Origin of the sequence: Paenibacillus sp. 453mf (genome assembly GCF_900116105.1) — a bacterium.
Classification (GTDB): domain Bacteria; phylum Bacillota; class Bacilli; order Paenibacillales; family Paenibacillaceae; genus Paenibacillus; species Paenibacillus provencensis.
Window position 1 is genome coordinate 2202172 of sequence record NZ_FPAC01000001.1, and the last position, 26987, is coordinate 2229158.

The 26987-nt window shown below is 45.0% G+C and carries 21 protein-coding genes; 4 read left to right on the forward strand and 17 right to left on the reverse strand.

Translation table 11 applies throughout. From position 1 onward, the window contains the following. Positions 1-146 precede the first annotated feature (146 nt). Positions 147-869, reverse strand: a complete 723-nt coding sequence (locus BM415_RS10365) for an amino acid ABC transporter ATP-binding protein (RefSeq protein WP_091157588.1) — start codon at positions 867-869, stop codon at positions 147-149. Continuing rightward, positions 856-2310 (reverse strand): ABC transporter substrate-binding protein/permease, encoded by a 1455-nt coding sequence (locus tag BM415_RS10370; RefSeq protein WP_091157590.1) that lies wholly within the window; start codon positions 2308-2310, stop codon positions 856-858. Before BM415_RS10370 ends, BM415_RS10365 begins: the two co-directional genes overlap by 14 nt. A gap of 291 nt (positions 2311-2601) precedes the next feature. Here BM415_RS10370 and BM415_RS10375 point away from each other — a divergent pair, with 291 nt between their 5' ends. Then, a complete protein-coding gene (locus BM415_RS10375) occupies positions 2602-3774 on the forward strand; it encodes a M20 family metallopeptidase (RefSeq protein WP_091157592.1) in 1173 nt (390 codons plus the stop codon). A gap of 102 nt (positions 3775-3876) precedes the next feature. On the opposite strand, the gene glgA is transcribed toward BM415_RS10375, so the two are convergent. Together glgA and glgB are read right to left on the reverse strand one after the other, a co-directional pair. Then, positions 3877-5313, reverse strand: a complete 1437-nt coding sequence (gene glgA, locus BM415_RS10380; RefSeq protein ID WP_091157594.1) for a glycogen synthase GlgA — start codon at positions 5311-5313, stop codon at positions 3877-3879. 54 nt (positions 5314-5367) lie between these two features. After that, positions 5368-7428 carry a 1,4-alpha-glucan branching protein GlgB gene (gene glgB / locus BM415_RS10385; protein ID WP_244533288.1) on the reverse strand — a complete coding sequence of 687 codons (2061 nt, stop codon included), beginning with the start codon at positions 7426-7428 and terminating at the stop codon, positions 5368-5370. A gap of 165 nt (positions 7429-7593) precedes the next feature. On the opposite strand from glgB, the gene BM415_RS10390 reads away from it, so the two are divergent. After that, entirely contained in the window at positions 7594-8817 is a 1224-nt protein-coding gene (locus tag BM415_RS10390) for a glucose-1-phosphate adenylyltransferase (RefSeq protein ID WP_091157597.1), read from the forward strand. 83 nt (positions 8818-8900) lie between these two features. Here BM415_RS10390 and BM415_RS10395 read toward each other — a convergent pair whose 3' ends face one another. The 6 genes from BM415_RS10395 to BM415_RS10420 all read right to left on the reverse strand — a co-directional run bounded on the left by BM415_RS10395 (position 8901) and on the right by BM415_RS10420 (position 14969). After that, complete coding sequence (locus BM415_RS10395; RefSeq protein WP_091157599.1) at positions 8901-9428, reverse strand: GNAT family N-acetyltransferase; 528 nt, start codon at positions 9426-9428, stop codon at positions 8901-8903. A 24-nt stretch (positions 9429-9452) separates the two neighbouring features. Continuing rightward, the gene (locus BM415_RS10400; protein ID WP_091157602.1) at positions 9453-10886 is read right to left on the reverse strand and encodes a sensor histidine kinase; all 1434 of its coding nucleotides are present in this window, start codon (positions 10884-10886) and stop codon (positions 9453-9455) included. Continuing rightward, positions 10883-11581, reverse strand: coding sequence for a response regulator transcription factor (locus BM415_RS10405; protein ID WP_091157605.1), 699 nt, complete (start codon positions 11579-11581; stop codon positions 10883-10885). Before BM415_RS10405 ends, BM415_RS10400 begins: the two co-directional genes overlap by 4 nt. Further along, entirely contained in the window at positions 11582-12913 is a 1332-nt protein-coding gene (locus tag BM415_RS10410; RefSeq protein WP_091157607.1) for a hypothetical protein, read from the reverse strand. 20 nt (positions 12914-12933) lie between these two features. Continuing rightward, a complete protein-coding gene (locus BM415_RS10415; RefSeq protein ID WP_091157610.1) occupies positions 12934-13659 on the reverse strand; it encodes a phosphonate ABC transporter ATP-binding protein in 726 nt (241 codons plus the stop codon). A 92-nt stretch (positions 13660-13751) separates the two neighbouring features. Further along, on the reverse strand, positions 13752-14969 hold the full coding sequence (locus BM415_RS10420; protein ID WP_091157612.1) for an MFS transporter: 1218 nt from the start codon (positions 14967-14969) through the stop codon (positions 13752-13754). 171 nt (positions 14970-15140) lie between these two features. Between BM415_RS10420 and BM415_RS10425 the strand changes: the two genes are divergently transcribed. Both BM415_RS10425 and BM415_RS10430 read left to right on the forward strand, forming a co-directional pair. Then, the gene (locus BM415_RS10425) at positions 15141-16058 is read left to right on the forward strand and encodes a winged helix-turn-helix domain-containing protein (RefSeq protein WP_091157615.1); all 918 of its coding nucleotides are present in this window, start codon (positions 15141-15143) and stop codon (positions 16056-16058) included. Between the two features lie 29 nt (positions 16059-16087). Further along, the gene (locus BM415_RS10430) at positions 16088-16840 is read left to right on the forward strand and encodes an HAD family hydrolase (protein ID WP_091157617.1); all 753 of its coding nucleotides are present in this window, start codon (positions 16088-16090) and stop codon (positions 16838-16840) included. Positions 16841-16969: 129 nt separating this feature from the next. Here the strand turns inward: BM415_RS10430 and BM415_RS10435 are convergent, their stop codons facing one another. The 7 genes from BM415_RS10435 to BM415_RS10465 form a co-directional block, all read right to left on the reverse strand. Continuing rightward, a complete protein-coding gene (locus tag BM415_RS10435) occupies positions 16970-19282 on the reverse strand; it encodes a type IA DNA topoisomerase (protein ID WP_091157620.1) in 2313 nt (770 codons plus the stop codon). 321 nt (positions 19283-19603) lie between these two features. Beyond that, the gene (locus tag BM415_RS10440) at positions 19604-21091 is read right to left on the reverse strand and encodes a glutamate synthase subunit beta (RefSeq protein ID WP_091157622.1); all 1488 of its coding nucleotides are present in this window, start codon (positions 21089-21091) and stop codon (positions 19604-19606) included. Between the two features lie 377 nt (positions 21092-21468). Then, on the reverse strand, positions 21469-21954 hold the full coding sequence (locus BM415_RS10445) for a dihydrofolate reductase (protein WP_091157625.1): 486 nt from the start codon (positions 21952-21954) through the stop codon (positions 21469-21471). 19 nt (positions 21955-21973) lie between these two features. Then, complete coding sequence (locus BM415_RS10450; RefSeq protein WP_091157627.1) at positions 21974-22768, reverse strand: thymidylate synthase; 795 nt, start codon at positions 22766-22768, stop codon at positions 21974-21976. 325 nt (positions 22769-23093) lie between these two features. Beyond that, entirely contained in the window at positions 23094-24509 is a 1416-nt protein-coding gene (gene lpdA, locus BM415_RS10455) for a dihydrolipoyl dehydrogenase (protein ID WP_091157631.1), read from the reverse strand. A gap of 3 nt (positions 24510-24512) precedes the next feature. Next, positions 24513-25820 carry a dihydrolipoamide acetyltransferase family protein gene (locus tag BM415_RS10460; RefSeq protein WP_091157634.1) on the reverse strand — a complete coding sequence of 436 codons (1308 nt, stop codon included), beginning with the start codon at positions 25818-25820 and terminating at the stop codon, positions 24513-24515. 114 nt (positions 25821-25934) lie between these two features. Then, a complete protein-coding gene (locus BM415_RS10465; protein ID WP_076312761.1) occupies positions 25935-26915 on the reverse strand; it encodes an alpha-ketoacid dehydrogenase subunit beta in 981 nt (326 codons plus the stop codon). Positions 26916-26987: the final 72 nt, after the last annotated feature.

Below are 26987 nucleotides of genomic sequence, written 5' to 3' on the forward strand. Positions count from 1 at the left end.
CTCATGAATTTGACTGACGTAAATATATCACAATTTTGTAACCTTGTATTATGTAAATGTTGGAAACAATCTGATCAACTCCTATTGATACACAAAAAAACCCCAGACACGAATGTCTGGGGTTAATCTCTTTACAGATATAATAGTTATAATACCTTGCTAAGAAAATCCTTTGTGCGCGGATGTTTAGGATTCGCGAATACTTCCTCTGGCGTTCCTTCTTCGACAATTTTACCGCCATCCATGAATAGGATGCGATCACCGACTTCGCGGGCAAAGCCCATCTCATGTGTCACGATGACCATCGTCATTCCGCCTTCGGCAAGCTTCTTCATCACATCCAGCACCTCTCCAACCATCTCGGGGTCCAGCGCTGAGGTTGGTTCATCGAACAACATAACATGCGGCTGCATCGCAAGAGCTCTCGCGATCGCAATACGCTGTTTTTGTCCGCCTGACAATTGGTTAGGATAAATATTCTTTTTATCAGATAATCCCACTGTCTTGAGGAGATCATCTGCAATTTTGTCTGCTTCTTGTGCAGCAATATTCTTCACCGTGACCGGAGCAAGCGTTATGTTCTCTCCAACTGTCTTATGAGGGAACAGATTAAAATGCTGGAATACCATGCCCATTTTTTCACGGGTAGAGTTAATGTTATGCTTCGGATCGGTTATGGAATTGCCTTCAAACAATATAGTGCCATCTGTCGGCACTTCCAGCAGATTCAGGCAGCGTAGAAATGTACTTTTGCCAGATCCCGAAGGACCGATCACGACGACAACTTCTCCTTTGCCAATCTCGATATCGATTCCCTTCAGAATATTTAGATCTCCAAAGGATTTATGCAAATTTTTAACGCTTATCACTTGTTCTCAACTTCCTTTCAAATGCACCTAGCAGCTTGGACAGCATGAAGGTAAGGATAAAGTAGATGACCGCTGCAATTATATACGGGCTAAGACCTTGATACGTAATACTGCGAACCGTATTAGCCTGGTACATAATATCCATCATACCGATGACTGAAATAATAGACGATTCCTTAATAATGGTAATGAATTCATTCCCGATGGCCGGAAGAACCGTCTTCATTGCCTGTGGCAAAATGATGTGTCTAAGCGATGCTCCACGAGTCATACCGAGTGAACGGGCAGCTTCCATCTGTCCTTTGTCCACGCCCTGAATCCCTGCTCTGAAAATCTCAGCAAGATAGGCGGAGCTGTTAATGGATAGTGTGATCACACCCGATTGCAGCGGAGACAGATTAATACCGAACACGAGTGCCAATCCATAGTGAATGATCATAAGCTGAACGAGCATCGGTGTTCCGCGCAGCACTTCAACATAAGCAGTACCCAGCCATGCAAGGATCTTAAGTCCCGACATGCGAACCAGTGTAATGATAAGACCAATCAGGAAACCGAAGATTACACCGAGAGCAGACAGCAATAAGGTATATCCGATCCCTTTTGCATAGTAACTGCGATACTCCCAAGCTACTTCCAAAATATTCTTCTCACCTGTCTTGCCTGCTGCCAGAAGACTTGCTTCCTCCACCATTTCCGTAATTCTGTCGTCAGCCTTAAGCTCAGCAAGCGTTTCATTAATGACCGCTAGCAGCTCTGTGTTCCCCTTTTGAACACCGATCGCAGCATCGGATTCGGATTCATCCGGTACAGCATCTGCGAGCACAATATCATCGTTGAGATAACCGGCAGCAACCGTATCCTCTACGATCAGTGCATCTACACGCTCGGTTTCAAGCTGCATTACGATATCGCCGATCTTATCCAGTGAGGTTATACTCGCATTCGGCACACCCATCGCGATATCCTCTTGAATAGAGCCTTTCTGAACACCGATCTTCGTATTCTCTAGATCAGCCATTGTCTGGTACTTGTCCTTATCTTCCGCACGAACGATGACAACTTGTCTCGCTTTATAATAGGGATCCGAAAAATCAATGCTCTGACGACGTTCTTCCGTCGGCGTCATACCGGATATTACGAGGTCAACACGGCCGCTCTGCAGCGCTGGAAGCAGGCTGTCAAAGCCCATGTCCTGAATAACCAGCTCGGCTCCCATCTTCTCAGCGATTGCCTTCGCAATTTCGATATCAAAACCTACAATCTGATCTTGACCATCTATTGTTGTATGAAACTCATAAGGGGGAAAATCTGCACTTGTTCCCAATATTAACTCTTGTTTGTCACTATTTGCATCCTGTGCATAAGCCGCTTGAAGTCCTGCAGGAAGCAGGATGATCATGCACATAAAGAGGATTAGCAACCGAAATGTTTTCTTCAACCTTTGTCTCTCCTTAACTGACTTATAATCATAATTATTAATAATCGAAACATCATTATAAGTGAAAATGTATGAATATGCAATGAACTTCCAATAATTTTCACAGATATCCGATACTAATCGACTCTACCTGCTGAAATGCGACAAAGTTAAAGACGTTCACGTGCTTACAATGCTATAATGCTTGTGTGATGAGACCATTCATCAATAGACGTTTGTTTTTCTTTTGGGGATTTATGTAAACCTTCATTTATAAACATTGCATTGCATACAAGAGGAGAGCGATTTGAATTGAGCAAACAGACCATTAATCAAACCATTGATCAATATAGTTCCCGTTTCAAAGAGATTTCATTATATATTGGTCAGAACCCGGAGCTCGGGAATGAGGAGTTCCTTGCATCCGCTAGACTTAAGGAAGAGCTGATCTTCCACGGCTTTGAAGTTGAGGCACCTGTGCTTGGCCTTGCGACAGCATTTATCGGCACTTATAACGCAGCGAAGCCCGGACCGCGAATTGCACTGCTGTGTGAGTACGATGCCCTTCCTGAACTAGGACATGCCTGTGGACATCACTTAATCTGTATGATGAGTCTGGGCGCTGCAGTGGGTCTCAAATCGGTCATTGATGAGATCGGAGGTTCCATCAAAGTATTCGGTACACCTGCTGAGGAAACAAAAGGAGCCAAAGTACCCATGGCTGCTGCCGGATTATTTGATGACTGTGATATTGCCATGATGACACATCCTTTCTATGCGTATGAGAAATCAGGCACTTCCCTGGCCATGGACGCTATTCAATTTGAGTTCTTCGGCAAGTCCTCACATGCGGCCGCAAGTCCCCATGAAGGGATTAATGCACTCGATGCTGTTATCCAAACTTTTAATGGAATAAATGCACTTCGTCAACAAGTGAAGAGCACCGTCCGCATCCATGGCATTATTAACCATGGCGGTGAAGCTGCCAACATTATTCCGGATTACGCCTCTGCCCAGTTTTATGTCCGGGCATCTACACGGAAAGAGCTTGAAGTGCTAACTGATCGTGTCATCAAAATTGCAGAAGGATCTGCTCTGCAAACCGGCTGCACGCTGAGAACCTCCAATTATGAAACTTCATATGACGAGATGAACACGAATGAGACTTTGTCTGATGCCTTTAGCGCCAACTTAATAGAGCTTGGAATTCGTGAGGAAGAGATCAGTACAGGAGATGATCACGGCTCCATGGATATGGGCAATGTGTCTGTAAAAATTCCAGCCATTCATCCCTACATCAAAATAATTGAAGAGAAGCATGCGCTTCACTCAAAGGAATTTAGAGATTTGGCGATGCAGGAACGAGCACTCTCAGGTATGATTCTCGCTGCCAAGGCTCTTGGGAATACGGCATATGATGTTATTACACAACCAGAGCTGCTTAACCGCATTAAAGCGGCCCACCGTGTTACGAACAACAACTAATTTCACGTCAAAGCAAATAGGGTACCGAGTTCATTTCTCGGTACCCTATTTATAATTATTTATAGCTCTTTACTAAACCGTAAATGCTTGAATGATATGGAGTTAATTCTTCATCAGACTCTCGTAAATATCGATATAGGCTTGTGCAGAAACTCCCCAGCTATAATCTCCGCTCATGGCATTGGACATCATCTTCTGCCAATGATCTTTGCGATCATAGAACATCATTGCTCTTCTTATGGTATACAGCATGTCATGTGCATTGTAATTGGTAAAGGTGAATCCTGTTCCTTCTCCAGTGAACTCGTTGTAAGCCTGTACCGTATCATTCAACCCACCTGTCTCCCGGACAATCGGGATGCTTCCATACTGCAATGCGAGCAGCTGGCTGATTCCGCAAGGTTCAAACATCGAAGGCATAAGAAACAGGTCGCTTCCGGCATAGAATCTTCTGGACAAGCCTTCATTAAACCTTATTTGTGCTGACATCTTCTCAGGATGACGAAGCCCTGCCTCATAGAACCAATGCTCGTATGCATGTTCACCTGTGCCCAGCAGAATAAACTGGACATCGTCGTAATACAATAGTTCATCAAGTGTTCTGCATACTAGATCAAGACCTTTGGACTCCACAAGACGGGTAACCATCGCGATGACAGGAACCTCAGGTCGAACCGGCAATCCAAGCTCCTGTTGAAGAGCAGCTTTGTTTTTTTGTTTTTGCTTCATATCTGCTGGGGAATATACCGCTTTAAGATCCTTATCATTTATAGGATTATAACTGTCCGTATCAATCCCATTAACGATTCCCGACAGCTTGCCGCCAAGTGATCGAAGCAGCCCATCAAGGCCATATCCATAGTGAGCTGTCTTAATCTCCTCAGCATAGGTCGGACTAACGGTAGATACATGATCGGAATAGACTAAGCCCGCTTTCATAAAGTTTAGGTTACCGTAATATTCTACACCTTCCATCGTAAAATATCGGTCATGCAAATTTAACAAGTCATGATGTACCTCGTATGGGAATATACCTTGATACAACAGATTATGAATCGTGAACACCGTTCGAATAGATTGATACTCTGGAAGATGATCATAGTGTGCCATCTTGATTAACGGAATCATTCCAGTATGCCAGTCATGACAATGAATCACATCCGGCTCGAAATCCAGTAGAGGTATCACTTCCAGAACTGCACGATTATAGAAGGCGAATCGTTCACCATCATCCATATAACCGTATATCCCATCTCTGCCGAAGTAATATTCGTTATCGAGGAAATAGAATGTGACGCCGTTATGAACAAGACGCTCTACTCCGCAATACTGCTTACGCCAGCCGACGTATACATCGGTCACCGTTACAGGCTCCATCTTCTCACGGTAACGGTCATGAATGCCTTTATATTTGGGTAGTACAACTCGAATATCAACCCCATTTTTACGCAATGCCTGAGGCAAAGCGCCGATGACATCGGCCAGCCCTCCCGTTTTGATGAATGGATGCCCTTCTGCTGCGGCGAATAGTACATTCATTTGTGCTTCCTCCTTGATCAATGCTTTCGCTCTACATATACACTGCTGGTGTGTTTATACAATCGGAACATCCTGCAGTACTTTCTTCGATTGTCGTTTTTTGGGCTTGACCGCTTTTTTCTTATCTTGTGTAGCCTCATTTTTGAGATCTACGGGTTTAGCGTCCGGCTTCACCTTGCCACGGGTTGTCTTTTTCAAAATCACGACACTAAGTGGCGGAAGCTTGAGTACCAGACTGTTCGGCTGTCCATGCCAGGAAGTTTTCTCAGTGCGAATTTCGTTATTTACATGCAGCCCTTCCCCGCCGAATTCCTGAAGGTCACTATTAAAAATTTCTGTATACGAGCCAGGCCTTGCAATACCTATACGATAATCCTGTCTAGCTACAGGCTGAAGATTAATGACCACGATCAGCGTATCACCTGGCTTCTTGCCTTTTCTAAGATAGGAAATGACACTTTGCGAGTGGTCATCTGCTGATATCCATTCATAGCCTTCACCAGCATGATCCAGTTCCCATAGTCCTTTTTCCCGGATATACAATTCATTTAGCGCTTTGGAGTAAGCATGAAGCTTACGATGACTCTCATAATCCAGCAAGAACCAATCGAGGGGCTCTTCATCCTTCCATTCGATAAACTGACCGAATTCCCCTCCCATAAAGAGCAGCTTTTTGCCAGGAAAGGTCATGAAATAACCGAGTAAAGTACGAAGACCTGCAAATTTCTGCTCATAGTTGCCCGGCATCTTGTCAAGCAGCGACTTCTTCCCATGAACAACTTCATCATGAGAGAGAGGAAGCAGGTGGTTGTCCGCCTGTGCATAAACGACAGGAAAGGTAAGGAAATTGTGCTTATGAGGCCGCTCGTTAAAATCTGTTTTGAAATACTCCAAGGTATCGTTCATCCAGCCCATATTCCATTTGTAATTGAATCCAAGTCCGTCAGCGAATACAGGGCTTGTCACACCGGGCCAAGCGCTTGATTCTTCAGCCATCATGAGTGCATTAGGATAATAGTGATAGATCGTCGTATTTAACTGTTTAATAAAATCGATGGCTTCCAAATTTTCAACGCCGCCAAATTCATTCAATGTATATTGACCATTACTTTTCTCAAAATCCAGCCTTAGCATACTCGTTACCGCATCAATCCGCAGACCATCAATATGATATTTTTCCATCCAGTAAATGGCGTTTGAGATCAGAAACGATCTTACTTCAGGCTTTGAATAATCGAAGCTCAGTGTCCCCCAGCCCGGCTTATCGGATTTGAGTGGATCCGCATATTCGTAGAGCGGTGTACCATCAAACATACGAAGTCCGTGTGCATCTCTGGCGAAATGAGCAGGTACCCAGTCCAGAATTACGCCTATACCGGCTTGATGAAGCTGATCAATCAAAAACATCAAATCTTTAGGAGTACCATATCTGCTGGTTGGGGCAAAATAACCTGTATTCTGATATCCCCAAGACAGATCGTATGGATGCTCACTCAGCGGCATGAACTCGACATGAGTATAGGACATTTCAAGAAGATAAGGGATGAGCAGCTCCGCCATTTCACGGTATGTATAGAAACTCATGTCATCTTTTTGCTTCCATGTTCCAAAATGCATTTCATATACATGGAGCGGTTTGTTATATGGCTCCTTCTGTTTACGGCGCCACGCAGCATCATGCCATACATATCCTTCGATATCCGTTGTTACCGAAGCCGTTGCCGGTCTTACTTCTGCCTGGAAGGCATACGGATCCGCACGGAGTAAGGATTCACCATGGGGAGAAATTATATGATATTTGTAAAAAATTCCTTCTATAATTTCAGGAAAAAAACGAGTCCAAAGTCCTGAATCGGGTATCTTATATAAGAGATCAGACTCGCCTAGGCCGTGATAACCGTTACGATCGTGAGCAAGACCCACTTTTATCGCGTTGGGAGCCCATACCGTAAATCGGTAACCCTTAACTCCATCTTCCACTACGGGGTGAGCCCCCAAAAAGTGATGACTGAAATGAGATGTCCCTTCATGAAAATAATAAATATCTTCAGAAGAGATGGATTGTTCCAACCATTTGTTCTCGATCAAAAGATCACCTGCTTTTTCAATTAGAATTTCAATCACATTATTACCCCATTTTCACCAATTTGAATAGCAAAAATAGCTCAAACACAATTTTTTTATTTATTTGTCATGTTTTCTGAAAAGGTTGTTTCACGGGCGAAGGTCGCCGTTTAATAATATCTCAACGTCAACAATTACATTCGGGAGGGAAACGAAATGGCTAAGAAAGATTGCATCGCCATGTTGCTCGCAGGAGGAGAAGGAAAGCGCCTTGCGCCTTTGACATCGAGCATTGCTAAACCTGCTGTTCACTTTGGTGGAAATTATCGAATAATCGATTTTCCTCTCAGCAACTGCGTAAATTCAGGAATTGATACAGTAGGAGTATTAACACAATATGAGGCTGAATCTCTGCATCAACATATTGGTGAAGGAGAGCCTTGGAAGCTGAACCAGACTGGAGGAAATGGTATATCACTCCTTCCTTCATGGAATATCGGTTGTGAAGAAGGATATTGCGGCACTGCGGATGCCATATATAAAAATATTGAATTTATAGATCAACATGATCCAGAAGATGTACTTATTCTCTCCGGAGATCACATTTATCAAATGGATTATCGTGAGCTGTTGCAGTACCACACAGACAAAGGTGCTCAAGCAACGATTGCTGTTATTGAAGTGCCATGGAATGAGGCGCATCGCTTTGGTGTGATGGGTGCTGATGAAGATATGCGTGTTACCGAGTTCGTAGAAAAACCAGCGAAACCGGAAAGCAACCTGGCTTCAATGGGTATTTATGTATTTAAGTGGAGCTACTTGAAGGAGCATTTGCTTCGTGATGCTGCGATTCATGATTCTGGACATGATTTCGGTAAAGACCTTATTCCAGCCATGCTGCAGAGTGAGGAGCCGCTGTACGTATACAACTTTAACGGGTATTGGAAAGATGTAGGCACTGTTCAATCGCTGTGGGATGCGCATATGGATCTCTTGAACGGAGTAACCTTGAATAAGGAATCTGAACAAACATGGCCGATGTTCACTCGCAAATGGCGTACTAAACCAAGTGCACATAAACCGAGAACAAGCAGCTTTGACAGCTGTATGGTTCATGAAACATGCGCCATTGAAGGTGATGCAGACCGTTCGGTCATCTTCTACGGTGTCGAGATTGGAAAATCCAGTTCCATTAAAGATAGTGTAATTATGCCGAATGCAAAAATAGGCCGTAATGTAACGATTGAGCACGCTATTATTGGCGAAGGTGCCATTGTTAGAGATGGCGCGGTCATTAAAGGCAAAGTGGACGAAATTGTGGTCATTGGACCACACGAGACCGTCGTTTCTAAGCCTGCTGTTCGTACTCAGCCTAATCGACTGCTCAAAGAAGTATATGAAAAAACGGGCCGCCTTCGTGCGGAAGGCTTATCCTCATAATAACATTTTCAAACGAAAAGAGCACTCCTTCTTCTAGGAGTGCTCTTTTCACTTATCATATAATGTAGCGTGAATTTTACATTCTATCGTTCGTACAAATTTACGACCCGGACACCCATGTCCGTTACACCTTGATGCTTAAATCCAAGCCCTTGATAAAAAGCATTTAGCTTCGGACTGTGTGTAATACAATCCAGCCTTAATGCCTTCTTACCTTTGGAGAGTACGATTTCTTCTGCAGCATCAAGCAGCCATTCGCTAATGCCTCGCTTGCGGTACGCTTGGCGGACCGTGAGTCGATGCAAGTAGCCGTAACGATCATCATTAAGAGGACCCCAATAAGAAGGATCACTTCCTTGCAGTGTGAACATACCGACAGGTGCTTGGTTCAAGTAAGCGACATATACTTCACGGTCATCAAAATAGGAGCGAACGGATTCTGAAGTAAACATATCCGGTGTCCAATGCTTCAGAGCGCTTGCGACCATCCATTCAGCTGCTTCCTTCAGCAAGAATACAATATCATTCGTTTCTTCAGGGGTAGCTTTGACCAATACAAGCTTGCCCTCTTGTTCTTCTCTTTGCTTAATAAGCTCCAGATTGTCTAACATGCTCTCTCTCCCCTCCAATAGCCATCATGCTTCAATGGTCCCTTGCTGATCCTGCTCCTCATGAGCCTCTTCTTGTAAGGCAGGCAAGCGAACGGTAACTGTCGTACCGTTGCCGAGTTCACTATGCATACTCATTGTCCCTCCATGAAGCTCAATGAGCTGCTGACTAATAGCAAGTCCCAGACCTGTACCCCCATGCTGGTGATCCACTTGATAGAAGCGGTCTTTTACCTTCGCCAAATGCTCTTCACTGATCCCGATTCCCGTATCCTGTACAGACACGATAATGAACTCATCTTCGCGTTGAAGGATAATGTAGATCCAAGAATTCATATGGGAGAACTTGATTGCATTATCTATGACATTGAGAAACACCTGTTTCAGACGATTGCCATCGCCCAAAATAAGATATTCCTCTTCCTCTGCATCCAGCTTAAGCTGGATATGCTTCTGCTCTGCCTTCGCCCAGACATTCAGCATCACTTCCTGCATGACTTCACGTACACTGACCGAGCCTTTAACCATTTTCATTTCATTTTGCTGCAGTTTAGAGAAATCGAGCAGCTCCTCAACCAGTCCAATTAATCGATTCGTTTCGTTAGATATAATCTTCAGACCCATCCGTGTCTCATCTGGATCATAGCCGCCGGATTCAAGAGTTTCATTCCAGCCTTTGATGCTGGTGAGCGGAGTCCTGAGCTCATGAGATATCGAGGAGATAAAATCATCCTTGACCTGATTGCTGCGAACAATTTCTTGGGCCATATAATTCAGCGTCGAGGCAAGCTCGCCAATCTCATATTTGTAATCCCCCTCGATCCGGACATCAAACCGGCCCTTCGCCATTTCAGCGGAGACTCCTGTAATGATGTTGATGGGCCTTACAATGGAATTGGCAAGCCCGATACTTATCGTAAAGACAAGCACCAGTACACCAATGACAATAAGACTGGACCAGATGAGAATATCAATCAGTGCTTCGTTTACACGCTCAATGCTTGTCACGTAACGGGCAATGTATACATTGTCATTACCGTAGTCGATCTTCGTTGACACCGCCATTACGGACTCACCTGTTACCGAGTCTTTCCCGATCCAGCGCCCTGTGCTTCCCTTCAATGCCTGAGGAATATCACTCGTCTGAATGGTCCGATCGGACTCGAAGCCCGAGGACAATGCAAGCACATTGCCTTCTGTATCGAGTATTTCAAGTGATGTATTGTCCAGCTTGAGATAGTACATCAGATTGGAAATAAACGAGCTTTCGTTGCTGCTGTCTATAAACGAAGAATTATAGTATCGGATTACATTTTTCGAATTGGATTCGATGTAATTATAGATACTGTCATAATAATATTTCTGCATCGCAACCAGAAAAATAGATTCGATCAGCAATAGCGCAAGCAGAACGAGAATAAAATATTGCAGAACTATTTGCCTGCGTATGCCTTTCATCATTGAGCTCTACCCTTCCACTTGTAACCATGTCCCCAAACCGTTTGCAAGTATTCCGGCTCTGAAGGATTGTCTTCGATTTTTTGCCGCAGACGCCGAATATTCACGTCCACGATTTTGGGATCTCCCATATATTCTTTGCCCCAGACATGATCAAGAAGAACATCACGGCTGAGCGGCGTGTTTTCTTTCTCCAGGAAAAATTGCACCAGTGAAAATTCTGTCGGAGTAAGTTCAATAGCCTGACCGTTTCTTTTGAACTGCTTGGAAATAAGGTCTAATGAGAACGGACCTGATTCAAATGTGACCTTGGCAGCTGTTTCACGATGAACGTTCACTCTCCGGAGCAGTGACTGAATTCGTGCAATAAGCTCAGTAGGACTAAATGGCTTGCTAACATGATCATCCGCTCCGACAGACAAGGCATATACTTTATCTTGCTCCTGCACCTTAGCTGTCAAGAAAATAATCCCGATCCGCTCGTTCGTTTCCCGAATTCGGCGGCAGACTTCAAAACCGTCAATTCCAGGAACCATGACGTCGAGAAGAGCAATATCGATATCATTAACAGAATTGATGATTCTCATTGCCTCCATTCCGTCTCCTGCTTCAAGCACTTCGAAGCCGTTACGCTTCAAGTTCAACACGATAAAACTGCGGATCGATTCCTCGTCTTCCATAATCAAAACCTTACTCATTTATTCACTCATTCCTTCCTCTTCCATCTCTTGCGGAATATTGTCCGGTTCAGTTACACCTGCCTGTTTTGGTAAACGATATCCAATCACCTGATTACTTGACCGGACGATCTGTTTCCATTCATCTTTTACTTTCTCCCATTCATCAAGTGAGAAGAAATTAATCTCTGCTACGGTCTCATCCGTATCAATCAGCTTGAAGCGAAGGTATTTATCCTTGACCGATTTCGTATCCAGTGTAACATTTCCGTGCTGCTCAGGCTTAAGGTTGAAGTAAAAACGATCCTGGTCATCCCGGTATTGCTGCATAACAAAGGTCATGTCATCCTTGCCGTTCCACTGATAGAAGGAATAGAAGTAGAGCTTCTCGCTGTCGACAAACATCTCCCAGCCTGGTGGGATTTCCAGCAGACCAAATTCAACAATACCATCGTTGTTGATATCTTCACTCATTATCTTTCTAGGCTTGAAGGTGATATCAATTCCTTTAAAAGCCTCAACAAGCTGGTTGTTCTCCATATACACAACATCCGTATAGGAATTGGATGCATCTAGACCAATATCTAGCAAAATACCTGTATGATTGGGTGAAATTTTACCCGCAGATACGTTGTAGAAGTCCCTCATACGAGTTTCGATTGTCAGCTTGTCAATCGGCTCGAAGACTTCGTCCTTATATTGGTAGACCGTTACGGTTCCTTGACCGCTTGTCGGCAATATATTCATGATGGTCAGATCATTAATCCCATCACCATTCATATCCATCGGATTACGGGACTCATCTACAATGACATACTTGGAGTAAGGCATTTCCAGTATCTTTTGAAGTGTGCTGCCGTTATAAATATAAGAAGCAAGCCAGTTCTGGGCATTCTGCTCTACACTGTTGGAGAAGCCGGCGATAATCTCCAAATCGTCATCTCCCGTTATATCTTGCAGGCGGAATGAATTGAGTACGGATCCGAGACCATCAAAGGTTAATTTCTTAACCCAGGTTACCCCTCGCTTCTCAAGCACCATACCATGAATTTTCACTTCTTCATCGGGTGTGTCGTAGAAAACAACTGCCTCCATCACACCATCATTGTTCAAGTCTTTCTGAATAATCTTGTTGGACATCTCTCTTGGCTGTGTAATCGTAGAGCCTTCAGGCAATTCACCCTGAATGACGCTGAGCAGATTCTCCCGCTCCGATGTCAGTTGCGGCGTTTTCATAAGCGACTTTGGATCATTGAATGAATCAAGTCCGTTCGCGCAAGCAGTAAGAAGCATAAGTACGGCAAATAACAGCGCTGCATGAATTATCCTTTTTATATGTTGTGCATTTAACACCTGATCACTCTTTCCACTCGTTAAATCTTGTTTTTTTCGTGCATGGTAAGACGCCGGCCCCGGATATCAAAAGCAATTCTTCCTTCGGAAAGCCCCCATATCCTAGCCGCATGACGTTCTGCCAGCTCGATAGGAAGTACGGCAATCACAGTAACATTTTCTTCCGAGCACAGCTTTTTGAAATTCTCAAGCACACTGTCCGCTGATTTGGGATCCAGTCCAATGACAGGCTCATCCGCCAAAATAACTTTGGCCCCATGGGTTAGCGCTCTTGCAATAGCCACACGCTGCCGCTCTCCTCCACTGAGTTGTCCTGCCTTCATATGGGCTTTATCGAGCAAACCAACATTTTCAATAATGTCCATGGCTCCCATATAGTCATCCGAACGTACCATCCCAGTCACCATTCTCCACCAAGGCGTTTGCCCAGAACGACCGATGAGTACATTCTTGAGCACCGTTTTGTTCGTGAACAATTCCGGATTCTGCTCCAAATAGGCCCATTCGCGCTTAATTTGCTTTTTACCAGCATAACCAGCATTAAAAATATCAGTACCATGTACCGTAAATTTCCCTTTATCCCATTGATCCTTCAGGGCCAAACAACGAAGAAGCGTACTTTTTCCGCTCCCGCTGCCGCCCACAATCCCGATAAATTCCCCTTGCTGCATGTCAAAGCTTATCTCTCGAAGTACCGGAAGCCTGTCCGGACCTACGCTTTTTGCTAGATTCTCTACTCTGATCATTTACGCTTAAACTCCTCTTATCCGTAGATTGTATATTCTTAGTTTATTGGAAAAAGAGTCGATTTACCATATGAGAACAAACATTCCTGAGATCAGAGTCGATGTGACTGCTCTTTCGATCGAAAAAAGAAGCCCGCTATTCCAAATACGAGGTAGCAGCCGCCAAGGAGCCAGAACATGGCTCCCGGAGCACCCAGCCCCAGCATGATTCCTCCAAGATTCGGTCCCAAAATGCTCCCTATATTAAATTGAAAAGAAGCAACGACATTCGCAGATGGAAGGAGCTGCTTAGGGAGAATATCAGCCGCATACGCGAGCCCCAGCGAAAAGAACGAACCAACGAGTCCGCCGGCAAAAGTAAGTAGAATCAAAGTGTACCAAAAGTGAGTGCCGACTGCCGGAATCATCAGAAAGAACAAACCACCTAATATTCCTGCGATCATCAGTATCTTTTTACGCCCATATTTGTCACTAAGTGCACCTAGCGGGAGCTGCAGCAGCAGTCCGCCAATACCCACAAAGGGCAGGAGTGTCGAGATGTCATTCTCGGAGAATCCGATTCTAAGCCCATATATTGGGAAGTTGCTGTTCATTCCCGACTCCATATAGCCATACAGGAAGGCCGGCAAGAGTGCATACCAGGCAAGAATGAAGCCTTTTCTGTACCGTCCCTTAACCTGGTCCTTCGTACTCATTTTCTCAGGACGTGTATCAGGCAGTCGAAGAGCAAAGAACAGTACAACAAGCATAATGAGGAACAATATTGCAAACGGCAGCATTTGATTGTAATCCAGCAATTTAATGCCTAACGGCCCAAGACTGAATCCAATCCCATATGACATTCCGTAGATGGATATATTTCGTCCTCTTGAACCAGCGGGGGTCACCAGTAGAACCCATAGCTGTGTTGCATAGTGCAATGCACTGTCTCCAATTCCGACCAGGAGCCGAAGCAGAAACCATAACCGCAAATCCGGGATGATTGGAAATAACATTAATGGAATCATGACGACAATAATTCCTGCGACAATCAGCTTTTTAAATCCGACTGCACCAAGAATTCGTTCTGCAACCAAAGTCATGGCAAAAGAACCGACATACATGACTGCGGCATTCATGCCGTTGACACTTGATGAAACTCCCATCTTCTCAATAAATATGGAAAGAACGGGCAATAATAAACCTTGACTTAAGCCTGCTACAATAATAATTGCGATTAAGATCAAAAAATGCCTTGATGATCCTTCTTGGTGTATTCCCTTCTGCAATGCGAACCTACCTTTCACTCGAACAAAAAGAAAAATCGTCATCGCTGACGACCTGTCACTGTCCTCTATTATAGTCCTCCGGGTGAGGAAACGGGTTACAAAGTATTCAACATTATAGTGGACAATACGCCCAAATACAAGCGATAATGAAATGAACGCTTACTTTTCGTAAAAGTTAAGCTGAAACCTGTGATAGGAGGTCTGTTTATACAGATGAGTTATCAGGTGAAAGTTGACGTTTCTCCCATTTATGAACTGCTGAACAGCTTTATGGTCTATGTGACGAGAAGATGGGTTCGCAGTCTTGATCTCGGTCCTGAATGGATTGAGGACATAGACAGCACACTAAGCTTGGATGTTCGAGAATCCATTAGAGCTGCCGCTTCATGGCCTTTCAGCGATTATGACGTGCTATTTGCATGGACGGCGCTGCGAGAGCAGACAAGCGAGGTGCAGCCATTTCTTGCAGAAATGTCCGAAAGACCGATCGAGGAGCTTTTTCGTATGGTCCATTCCGTGCTTCCAGACCTGACGATCGAAGAAGCTTCCCGCATACGGGATCATTACATTCCTCTGCTTCAGTTATGGGATAAGCATTATTATCAATCGCTTCTTCCCGAATACCGTAAGCTAATAGAGGAAGACAGCTCAGAGAAAGAATTGCTATTGACCAAGATGAGTCCTGACCGACTGGTTGACTATGCAACAGCAGGCCTCATTGTGGAGGACATTCCGGGATTAAACAAAATCATATTGTTTCCAACCGTTCATAACAGACCCATTAATATGTATTGCTTCTACGAAGGTATGCTATTGATTCAGTATCCGGTTGATGTGCCTGTTGAGCGTGATGATGAACCGCCTGTCAGCTTGCTGAGACTTACGGAAGCCATTTCAGATCCCGAGAGACTACGCTTGCTTCGTTATATATCAAACCAACCTAAATCGATTAACCAGATGTCAACTGAGCTCGGTCAGTCCGCGGAATTTCTTCGCCCCCATCTAATGGCTCTACGTGTATCAGGCTTGCTGCAGACACACCTAGGCAAGGATCAGAATGAGAAATATAGCCTGAGAACCGACGGACTATCAGAACTTAATATGTATCTGGAAGCTTACATTCAAATATGACAACTTTAGAACAGCAAGGAGTGAAGATAATGAAATCATACGTGCCGCAGCAGATTATATTCGATCTTGACGATACACTCATACACTGTAACAAATATTTCAATTTAACGCTCGGTGCGTTTTACGAACTCATGCAGGAATGGTTTTGCGATTACAACATTACGATTGATGAAGTGAGATCGAAGCAAATAGAAATCGATGTGTCCGGGGTTAACATTTTCGGGTTTGCCTCCCAGCATTTTCCGCAATCCCTGATTGATACATACGTATTTTTCTCCAAAAAATATCATCGTGCCATCAACCAGGATGAGCAGGCTCAGCTTCAAGACCTCGGCATGAGCGTATACGAGCAGGAGGTTGAAGCATACCCAGGAATGGTTGAAACATTGGAGCTGCTTCGTGACCAGGGTCATACGCTGCATCTGTATACAGGTGGTGAACATATAATCCAGCAGCGCAAAATCGACCAAATGAAGCTTGGCGAGTACTTTGATGATCGAATTTACATTACGAAGCACAAAAATATTGAGGCACTCGAAGCCATCATACAAAAAGGGAACTTTGACCGCTCCATCACCTGGATGATTGGCAATTCACTGCGGACGGATATTGAGCCTGCGATTTCTGCAGGAATTCACGCGATCTACATCGAACAGGATGTGGAATGGCAATATAATGTAATTCAGCTGAACAAGCCGGAGGACTATTCCTTATACACAATTAAGCAACTCGTCGACGTTCCCGATGTAATCCAAGGATACTTATCAGGTCTTCAAAATTAATGCCCCGGTTTATAAAAAGAACTGTCCTTCTCCCTTAGATATTAACGATTCATGGGAGTGAGACAGTTCTTTTTCTTATTATTAGCTGCTAATTGTTAATCTGTAATGTTCCGGGGATTTACGTTCGGGTTAATGCTCTCGCTCTAATGTTAATTTCCCCGATGCACGGTCGGTCAGCACAATTCTAGCTTTGTTCACAGCCCCTGTATGGGTCTTGAATGACAAGAGTTGTGTCTTGCCTTTGGACAGTAATGACTCAAGCATCTTCTCGGAGATTTGTTTGCCCGCAAAATCCTTCCATATGACAAACCCGCAGCCTTGTTTAAAATGACTGCAGCCATATCCTTTCCTGCCTTCGATGATCGTCCCGCCGCAGCCTGGGCGCGGGCAGCTGCCGAGTGCTGTTCGTACACTGGAAGTCTTGGCAGCGCTCGATGTACGGCTAGATGCCGCAAGGGAAGTAGATGCAGATGATGCGCTAGAGACGGTACTTCTTTTAGATGTGTTAGTACCCGATGAGGCCGACCCTCTTGTTCCTCGCTTACTGCCCTTTGTACTACGGCTTCCTCTGCCTTTTTTTGTCATGTCCTCGTCACCAAAGGCATCCTTCGCCGCAGGCTGCTGTACGCGGACCTTTTCAATGATTGAGATTGTAAAGCGTTTGACATTGTCCATGAACTTGTCCTGAGCAGCTTCTCCCTTGGATATTTGATTCAGCCTGCGCTCCCATTGGCCTGTCATTTCGGGAGAGGCGAGCAGATCGACTCCTGCACTTCGTATTAATTCTATAGCGGTGCGGCCTTTTTGCGTGATCGTCATCTTCTTGCCCGTCAGCTGGATGTAACCAACCTGCTTAAGCCGTTCAATGGTCGCCGCTCTTGTCGCTGGTGTTCCGAGGCCTGCGTCCTTCATCGCATCTCTGAGCTCATCATTCTCAATCTGCTTCCCTGCGCTCTCCATCGCTTTCAGCAGAGTTCCTTCCGTATAGCTCTTTGGCGGCTGAGTTTGCTTCTCTTTCATTTCGCTCTTCTTGCATGACACCGGCTGCTCCTTGTTCAGATGAAAAGGTTCAGACGTATGTTCCTCCTGCTCCTCATCTTCCCCGTCTTTCTTGCTTCGACGCTTCTTGGCAGCTGAATCTTCTGGTGGCAGAACAACCTTCCAGCCTAATGACAGCAGCTCCTTCACATTCGTTTTGAATGTCTCTTTTTCCACTTCCGTAAAAACGGTGTGCTGCTTGTACTCTGCCGGTGGATAGAAATGTGAGAGAAAGCGGCGCACGATCAGATCATAGATCTGATTCTCATCCTTACTTAAGGTGCCTGCTTTTTTGAGTGTTGGCAAAATGGCATGATGATCCTCGACCCGCTGCGGATTACAGACACTTCGATTGCCTTTGTGTACGAGTGAGGGATTAGCTCCTCCCGCCAGCTCGGCGTATGGACCATTCTTCAGGAGCTGAAGTGTCTTCTGCATGCCATCAATATTTTGCTCGGTCACATAATTTGAATTTGTCCGCGGGTAGGAAATAACCTTGTGCTTCTCATATAACGCCTGAGCAATATCCAATGTTTTTTTGGCAGGGAATCCGAATTTAGCGTTGGCCTCTCGTTGCAATAGCGTCAGGTCATACAGCTTAAACGGATATTCCTTCGTATTCTTCACATCGTATTTGTCGACGCGACCCGGCTTGCCTTTTACCTTGTCGGCTATATTCTGGGCAATTTCACTAGACGTCAGTCGATCCCCTTGCCATACGCCGCGATATTCCGTTTTATCCTGCTTGAAGGTGGCTGCTACTTCATAGTAGGTTTGCGAGTCAAAGGCTTCAATCTCCTTCTCCCGGTCATAGATAAGGGCAAGGACAGGAGTCTGTACTCTGCCGACAGATAAAAGGGCATTATGTCTGGTAGTAAAAGCTCTGGAGGCATTCATCCCGATCAGCCAATCTGCCTCGCTCCGTGCTCTTGCCGCTTCAGTCAAATGATAGAAATCCGACGCATCATGCAGCTGGTCGAAGCCACGCTTAATGCTCTCTGCTGTCAAATCCGAAATCCATAGCCGCTTAACAGGCTGGTTCAGCTTAAGCTGCTGCTGAATGAGGTCAAATATGTACTGACCCTCACGCCCTGCATCACATGCATTAATGATCAGATTCGCTTTTCGCGCAAGCTCTCCAATGGTTTTGAGCTGATCTTTAGTCTTCGGATTCGGTACAATCTTGAATCGATCCGGTATGATGGGCAGATCATCAATACTCCATCTCTTATACTTGGAATCGTATGCCTCCGGCTGAGCCAGTCCAAGCAGATGGCCAATCGCCCAAGTAATGATATACCTTTCTCCCTCCAGATACGTTCGGTTGTTTTTTGCACGCGGTTCCACCACGGCTGCTATCGTTCGTCCCATGTCGGGCTTTTCCGCGATAATGAGCGTCTTCATCCGTCCGTTCCTCCCTATTTTAGCCCTGTACGAGCCAAAAAGGAGCTTCCCTCATGATTTGACGGAAGCTCCTTGCTTCTAAGTAACCTCATTATAGCAGAAAACTTGATGTTTCGTAAGTTTCAAGCATTCTTGTTGATGCTCGCATGACCGCTTCGTCCATGGATGGTCCTTCCGGGCGAATATCAATAAACAAAAACGCACGCTTCGCTCCTTCAAGTTAAGGGTGGGGATACAAAAGCCCCTATGAACCAATTCCAGTTCATAGGGGCTGATATTAGGATATAGATAATAACGGTATCGCTATTACAAAATTATAAGTTATACGAGAACGGTGGAGCCCATCAGGTATTTGTCTACTTCACGAGCGGCTTCGCGTCCCTCGTTAATTGCCCACACAACAAGACTTTGTCCACGTCTCATGTCACCTGCTGCAAATACTTTGTCTACGTTCGTCGTATATTTGCCATAACGGGCTTTCACGTTGGAACGACGAGTCGTTTCAAGACCGAGCTGCTGAGGAATCGTTTGCTCTGGTCCATCAAATCCGATGGCGATAAAAGCCAGATCCGCTTCAAAGACACGCTCCGTGCCTTCGATCGGCTGATAGATTTTGCGGCCAGTTTCATCGACAATACGCTGAATTTGTACGGTATGCAGCTCCTTCAGGTTCCCCTGCTCGTCACCTACAAATTTAGTTGTCATGATGGAGAATTCACGCGGATCATTGCCAAATACGGCTTTTGCTTCTTCTTGTGCATAATCCAGCGTGTACACGTTAGGGAATTGCGGCCACGGATTTGTAATCGGATCACGTTCTAGCGGTGCCTTCTCATGAGTACCGAACTGAGTCACACTTTTGGCGCCATGACGCAGTGAAGTGGCAACGCAGTCAGATCCAGTGTCACCGCCACCAATGACGATTACCTTCTTGCCTTCTGCAGAAATATAGTTGCCATCTGCAAGATTGGAATCAAGGTAGCTCTTGATCGTTCCATTCAGGAAGTCCATCGCATAATGAACTCCGTTAAGCCCGCTGCCTTCAATATTGAACTCACGCGGCTTCGTCGCCCCTCCGCACAATACAACCGCATCGTATTGTTCAGTAAGCTCCTGTGAAGAGATGTCCTTGCCAATCTCTGTATTCGTAATGAACGTAATCCCTTCCGCTTGGAGCAGATTCACACGGCGTTCTACAACACCTTTATCCAGCTTCATGCTTGGAATACCATAGGTCAACAGTCCGCCGACACGATCCGCACGCTCATAAACCGTCACGAGGTGTCCAGCTTTGTTCAGCTGTGCTGCTGCTGCAAGTCCGGCAGGACCTGATCCAACGACTGCTACACGCTTGCCCGTCCGTTTTTCAGGCGGGTTAGGAACGACCCAGCCTTCTTCAAACCCTTTTTCAATGATGGCTTCTTCTATCGTCTTGATCGTGACAGGCTGACCAATCAAGCCCACCGTACATGAACCTTCACAAGGGGCAGGGCACACACGACCTGTAAACTCAGGGAAATTGTTCGTTTTATGCAAACGGTCAAGCGCTTCCTTCCAGAGACCACGGTAAACAAGATTGTTCCATTCTGGGATCAGGTTATGCACCGGACAGCCGGAAGTGCCGCCGATCATATCAATCCCGGTGTGACAGTAAGGTGTTCCGCAATCCATGCATCGTGCACCTTGAGTACGGAGTTCTTCTTCTGACATGTGCTTGTGGAATTCCTCCCAGTCCTTAATCCGCTCTTCGGGAGGTCTGTCAGCCGGCAGCTGTCTTTTATACTCCATAAATCCTGTAGGTGTAGACATGTTACATTTTCCCCCATCCATTCTCATCTGTCTCAACGATACGGGCTATCCTATAAAATCCGAACAATAGCGATATAGTTGACACTTCGTGTAGAGTTTTTGACTATTGTATCACAAAAAAGCACAATTTGTACTTATCCGAATAACGAATTTTAAATCTTATTGTACAATCGGCTTATATCCCTTAAATAGTACAACATTCAAAAGCTCGCCTAAATCTATATTTCAACTATAGTAGCATCTGCAAATCCTGATATTAAATGGACTATGCGCATAATAATTTGTATTATTCATCACAAACCGCGTCAACTTATGATCGATTTTATTTATCGGAGTTTTCATAAAAAGTGTTTGTTCAATCGTGCTGCTCAAGCTGTTTACACTATTTTTCTGAAAAACTGGAACGTGAACTCATATGGATTTTTCTCATCTTTCTCACCCTGGATCTCTTCCGTCAAAACCCACTCATCCCACTTGATATCAGGCATATAGGTGTCCCCTTCCATCGTGTCATGGATTCGTGTGACGATGAGCCGATCCGCGTAAGGAAGAAATTCCTCATACACCTTGGCACCGCCAATGACGAACAATTCCTCATTCTTTGCAATCTCAACACCCTCAATAACCGAATGAATCACCTCTGCACCTGGAAGCTCGAGCTCTTGACGAGTAAGAACGATATTTCTGCGTTTAGGCAGTGCTCTCCCCTTGAGGGATTCCCATGTTTTGCGGCCCATAATGATGGTGTGCCCGGTAGTTTGCGCTTTGAAAAAATCCATATCCTTCGGAAGCCGCCAAGGCATGCCATTGTCTTTGCCAATTACACCGTTAGCGCTCATGGCCCAAATCATTGTAATTCCCATGGTACACCTCCTTATATAATCAGACAGATACCTGTGCCTTTATAGCGGGATGATGCTCATAATTCTCAAACTCAAAATCTTCATATTTATAATCGAATATAGAATCTGGCTTGCGTTTAATAACGAGTGTCGGCAATGGGTACGGCTCACGTGCCAGCTGAGTGTTCACTTGCTCCAGATGATTAGAATAGATATGAACATCTCCTCCTGACCATACAAAGTCGCCGACTTCCAGGCCGCATTGCTGTGCTACCATATGTGTCAGAAGTGCATAGCTTGCAATATTAAACGGCAGCCCCAGGAAGGTATCCACCGAGCGCATCGTGAGCATACAAGACAGCTTTCCACCAGCTACATAAAATTGAAACACAAAATGGCACGGTGGCAGCTTCATTTGTTCAATCTCGGCTACGTTCCAGGCACTGACGATATGTCTTCTGGAATCCGGATTATTCTTGATTGAATGAATGACGTTCGCAATCTGATCTATAAACTTTCCATCAGGTGTCTCCCAAGCTCTCCACTGTGAACCATAAACAGGTCCTAAATCTCCATTCTCGTCAGCCCATTCGTCCCAGATACGGACTCCGTTTTCTTTGAGATAGCGAATATTCGTTTCACCACTAATAAACCATAGCAGTTCATGAATAACGGATTTAAGATGGATACGCTTTGTCGTTACAAGTGGAAATCCTTTGGACAGGTCAAATCGCAGTTGACGTCCGAATACAGAGATTGTACCTGTTCCAGTGCGATCTTCTTTTTTGACTCCATGATCTAAAATATCTCTAAGCAGCGCTTGATAGTCTTTCACAGCAAACCTTGCCCCTTTCTGAGTAACCATTCCATTAAAAGAGAAATTCCATAAGTAAAGTAATTAACATCATGGTAAAACTTGAATCAATTTCATAACTCATTAAAAAGGTGTATTCGAAACTATATAGACAAATTAATTCATTTTGATCTATATATACTCTTGATTTAAGCAGCTAAATGTAATATGAAATTCCCTATTATAATAGTTTACCATGCTGAGCATATGTCAGTCAGCAGAAAAAAAGAGGCAAAGAGAACGAGTTATCGCTCTCTTGCCTCCAAATCAATGCATGCTGTTTAATGAATCAACTCAATGTAAGTAATTAACGTACCATTGCGTGGATTGGATGACCCAGAACCATTTCAGATGCTTCCATTACGATTTCACCGAGTGTTGGATGCGCGTGGATCGTCAAGGAAATATCCTCAAGTGTAGCCCCCATCTCAATAGCAAGACCGATTTCCGCAATCAGGTTAGAAGCTTCCAGACCCACGATTTGTCCGCCCAGTACCAGACCTGTTTCTTCATCAGCAACAAGCTTCACGAAGCCTTCAGGATGTCCAAGGGAAACGGCACGACCGTTACCTGCATAAGAGAATTTACCGGATTTAACTTTGTATCCTTTCTCTTTTGCTTCTTTTTCAGTGTAACCAACGCTGGAGCACTCAGGATCAGTGAACACAACTGCTGGCATTACTTTATAATCAACAACAGACGGCATTCCTGCGATAACTTCTGCTGCTACTTTACCTTCGTAAGAAGCTTTGTGTGCAAGTGCAAGACCTGCAACGATGTCGCCGATTGCGAAGATGTGCTTATGATTCGTACGACCTTGGTTGTCAACTTTAACGAAGCCGCGCTCGTCTGTCTCAACACCAATCAGATCAAGACCAAGCTCACCATCCGTATTAGGACGACGTCCTACAGTTACAAGCAGGTAGTCAGCCGTAACTTCTTTGCTCTCGCCGTTTACGCTGTATTTAACAGTAACATCTTTATCTGTTTGCTCAGCGCTTTCCGCTTTTGCATTTGTTACGATTTCGATGCCTGTTTTCTTCATGTTCTTCGCAACAAGCGTAGTCATATCTTTATCAAATCCAGGAAGTACTGTATCCATACCTTCGATGATGGTTACTTTCGTTCCGAATTTGGAGTACATTTGACCAAGCTCAGCACCAATGTAGCCGCCGCCGATAACGATCATGCTGCCAGGTACTTCTTGCAGGTTCAATGCTTCAGTGGAAGACAGAATGCGTCCGCCAAACGGGAATGGCTTAAGTTCGATTGGACGGGAACCTGTAGCGATGATTGCATTTTTGAAACGGTAACGCGGAGATTCATGATCATTGAATACACGCGCTTCGTTTTCGTTAATGAACATGCACTCGCCGTTGAATACTTCAACTTTGTTGCCTTTAAGAAGGGAGCTTACGCCGCCAGTCATCTTTTTAACAACGCCGTTTTTGAATTCTTGAGTTTTTGCAAAGTCTACTTTGACGTTTTCAGCAGTTACGCCGAATTGATCTGCGTGTTTTGCGTTCTCATATGCATGTGCCGCAGAGATCAAAGCTTTAGAAGGAATACAACCGCGGTTCAGACACACACCGCCAAGCTCGGATTTGTCAACGATAAGAACTTTTTGTCCAAGCTGTGCCGCACGAATTGCAGCAACATAACCACCAGGGCCAGCACCAATGACTAGAGTATCAATATCGAGAGAAGCGTCTCCTACTACCATGTTTTATACCTCCATTACCAGCAGCTCGGGATTAGCGAGCAGGGATTTAATGTAGTTCATAAAGTTTTGAGCTGTTGCACCATCAATGATACGGTGGTCGAAGCTTAGGGACAGAGCCATAACAGGAGCTGCTACAACTTGACCGTCTTTAACAACCGCTTTTTCACTGATACGTCCAGTTCCGAGAATTGCAACTTCAGGGAAGTTGATGATCGGAGTGAAGAACATACCGCCTGCAGAACCGATATTCGAGATGGAAATTGTGCTGCCCTTCATTTCGTTAGGAGACAGTTTGCCGTCTCGGCCGCGTGCTGCAAGATCACGGATGCTGTCTGCGATCATCCAGATGCTCTTACGATCTGCATCATGGATAACTGGCACGATCAGACCGTTATCTGTATCTGTAGCGATACCGATGTTGTAGTATTTTTTGTAAACAATTTCGTTAGCTTGCTCGTCGATCATTGCGTTCATTACAGGGAACTCGCGAGTAGCTGCAATAAGCGCTTTGACGATGAATGGCAAGTAAGTCACTTTCGTGCCTTTTTTCTCTGCAATTGGTTTCATGCGAGTACGGAACGCAACCAGCTCAGTTACATCGACTTCGTCCATGATTGTAACGTGTGGTGCTGTGTAAGCAGATTTAACCATCGCATTGGAAATTGCTTTGCGGATACCTTTAAATGGTACACGCTCTTCTTCAGCACGAGCATTAGCTGCTGCTGCCGCCGGTGCGCTGGCTGCTTCTTTTGTTTCTTCAGCTGCAGATGCTGCTGGAGCTGCTTGACCGCCGCCGTTCTTGAATGCTTCAACATCTTCTTTAGTTACTTTACCGTTGTTGCCAGTTCCAGTAACTTCAGCGATGTTAACGCCTTGCTCACGAGCAAATTTGCGAACGCTAGGAGTCGCAAGAACTTCTTTTGCTGGTGCAGAAGAAACTTCTTTTTCTCCGCCTTCTTTTGCTTCGCTTGGGCTGCTTGCTGCAGGAGAAGAAGTCGTGTCTGCTCCGCCTTTAGCTGCATCCGCTTCTTGAGATGCTTGTTCTTCCTCTTCTTGATCAGGAATATCGCCTTCAGCATCAATTACAGCGACAACAGCACCGACAGTGAAGATGTCGCCGTCTTTAGCGAATACTTCTTGTACTGTACCGTTGACTGGACAAGGAACTTCAACGACAGCCTTGTCATTTTGTACTTCCATGATGATATCGTCGTCTGTAACTTTATCACCTGGTTTGATGTGCATTTTGATGATTTCGCCTTCGTGTAGACCTTCACCGAGCTCAGGGAATTTGTAATTAAATTTTGCCACTTGTATTACCTCCTACTTTGGATGACTACATAGAAGAACTGTGCATAAGGAGCTGAAGTTTCAGCTCCTTATGCTGTTTAGGACGAACGATTCGTCCATCGTTCATTCTATTTATTAGAATTCAAGTACTTTGTTAACCGCATCAATTACACGATTAGGAGTTGGGAGCCAAGAGTCCTCAATTTGTGCGAATGCATATACCGTGTCAGGAGCAGCAACGCGTAGCACAGGTGCTTCCAGGTGCAGAATTGCTTTTTCATTGATTTGGGCAATAACTTCAGCTGCTACGCCGGAGCTCTTTTGAGCTTCTTGAACCACGATAGCGCGGTTTGTTTTCTTAACGGACTCAAGGATTGTATCGATGTCGATCGGGCTGATCGTACGAAGATCGATAACTTCTGCCTTGATTCCTTTTGTTTTTTCCAGTTCTTCTGCTGCTTTAACAGAAGTGTGAACCATCATGCCATAAGCGATAATCGTTACGTCAGAACCTTCACGCACCACGTTCGCTTTACCAAGCTCAACTGTGTAATCTTCTTCTGGAACTTCTGCACGGAATGCATGATACAGGTTCAAGTGCTCCATGAAGAATACTGGATCGTTATCACGGATAGACGCAATCAGAAGACCTTTTGCATCGTAAGGGTTAGAAGGAACTACTACTTTAATACCCGGTGTTTGCGTAAGCAAACCTTCAAGGGAATCTGTATGAAGCTCAGCTGCTTTTACGCCGCCGCCGAAAGGTGTACGGAACACGATCGGGGAGTTGTAGCGGCCGCCGGAGCGGTAACGCATACGTGCAGCTTGAACCGCCATTTGGTCCAGTGCTTCAAAAATAAAACCTACGAATTGGATTTCTGCAACTGGACGGAAGCCAGTTACACCAAGCCCTACTGCCAGACCGCCGATAGCGGACTCCGCAAGTGGAGTATCAAATACGCGCTCTTCGCCGAATTCTTTTTGCAAACCTTCCGTCGCACGGAATACACCGCCGACATTACCCACGTCTTCACCGAAAATCAGGACATTCGGATCGCGTTTAAGCTCGACGCGCATGGCGTCGCGGATTGCTTCTTTCATGTTCATTTGTGCCATTGCTTCATATCCTCCTTAAACATTTAACAGTTCGTGCCTATATGAGTTCCGATCAGCGGAACAATTACTTAC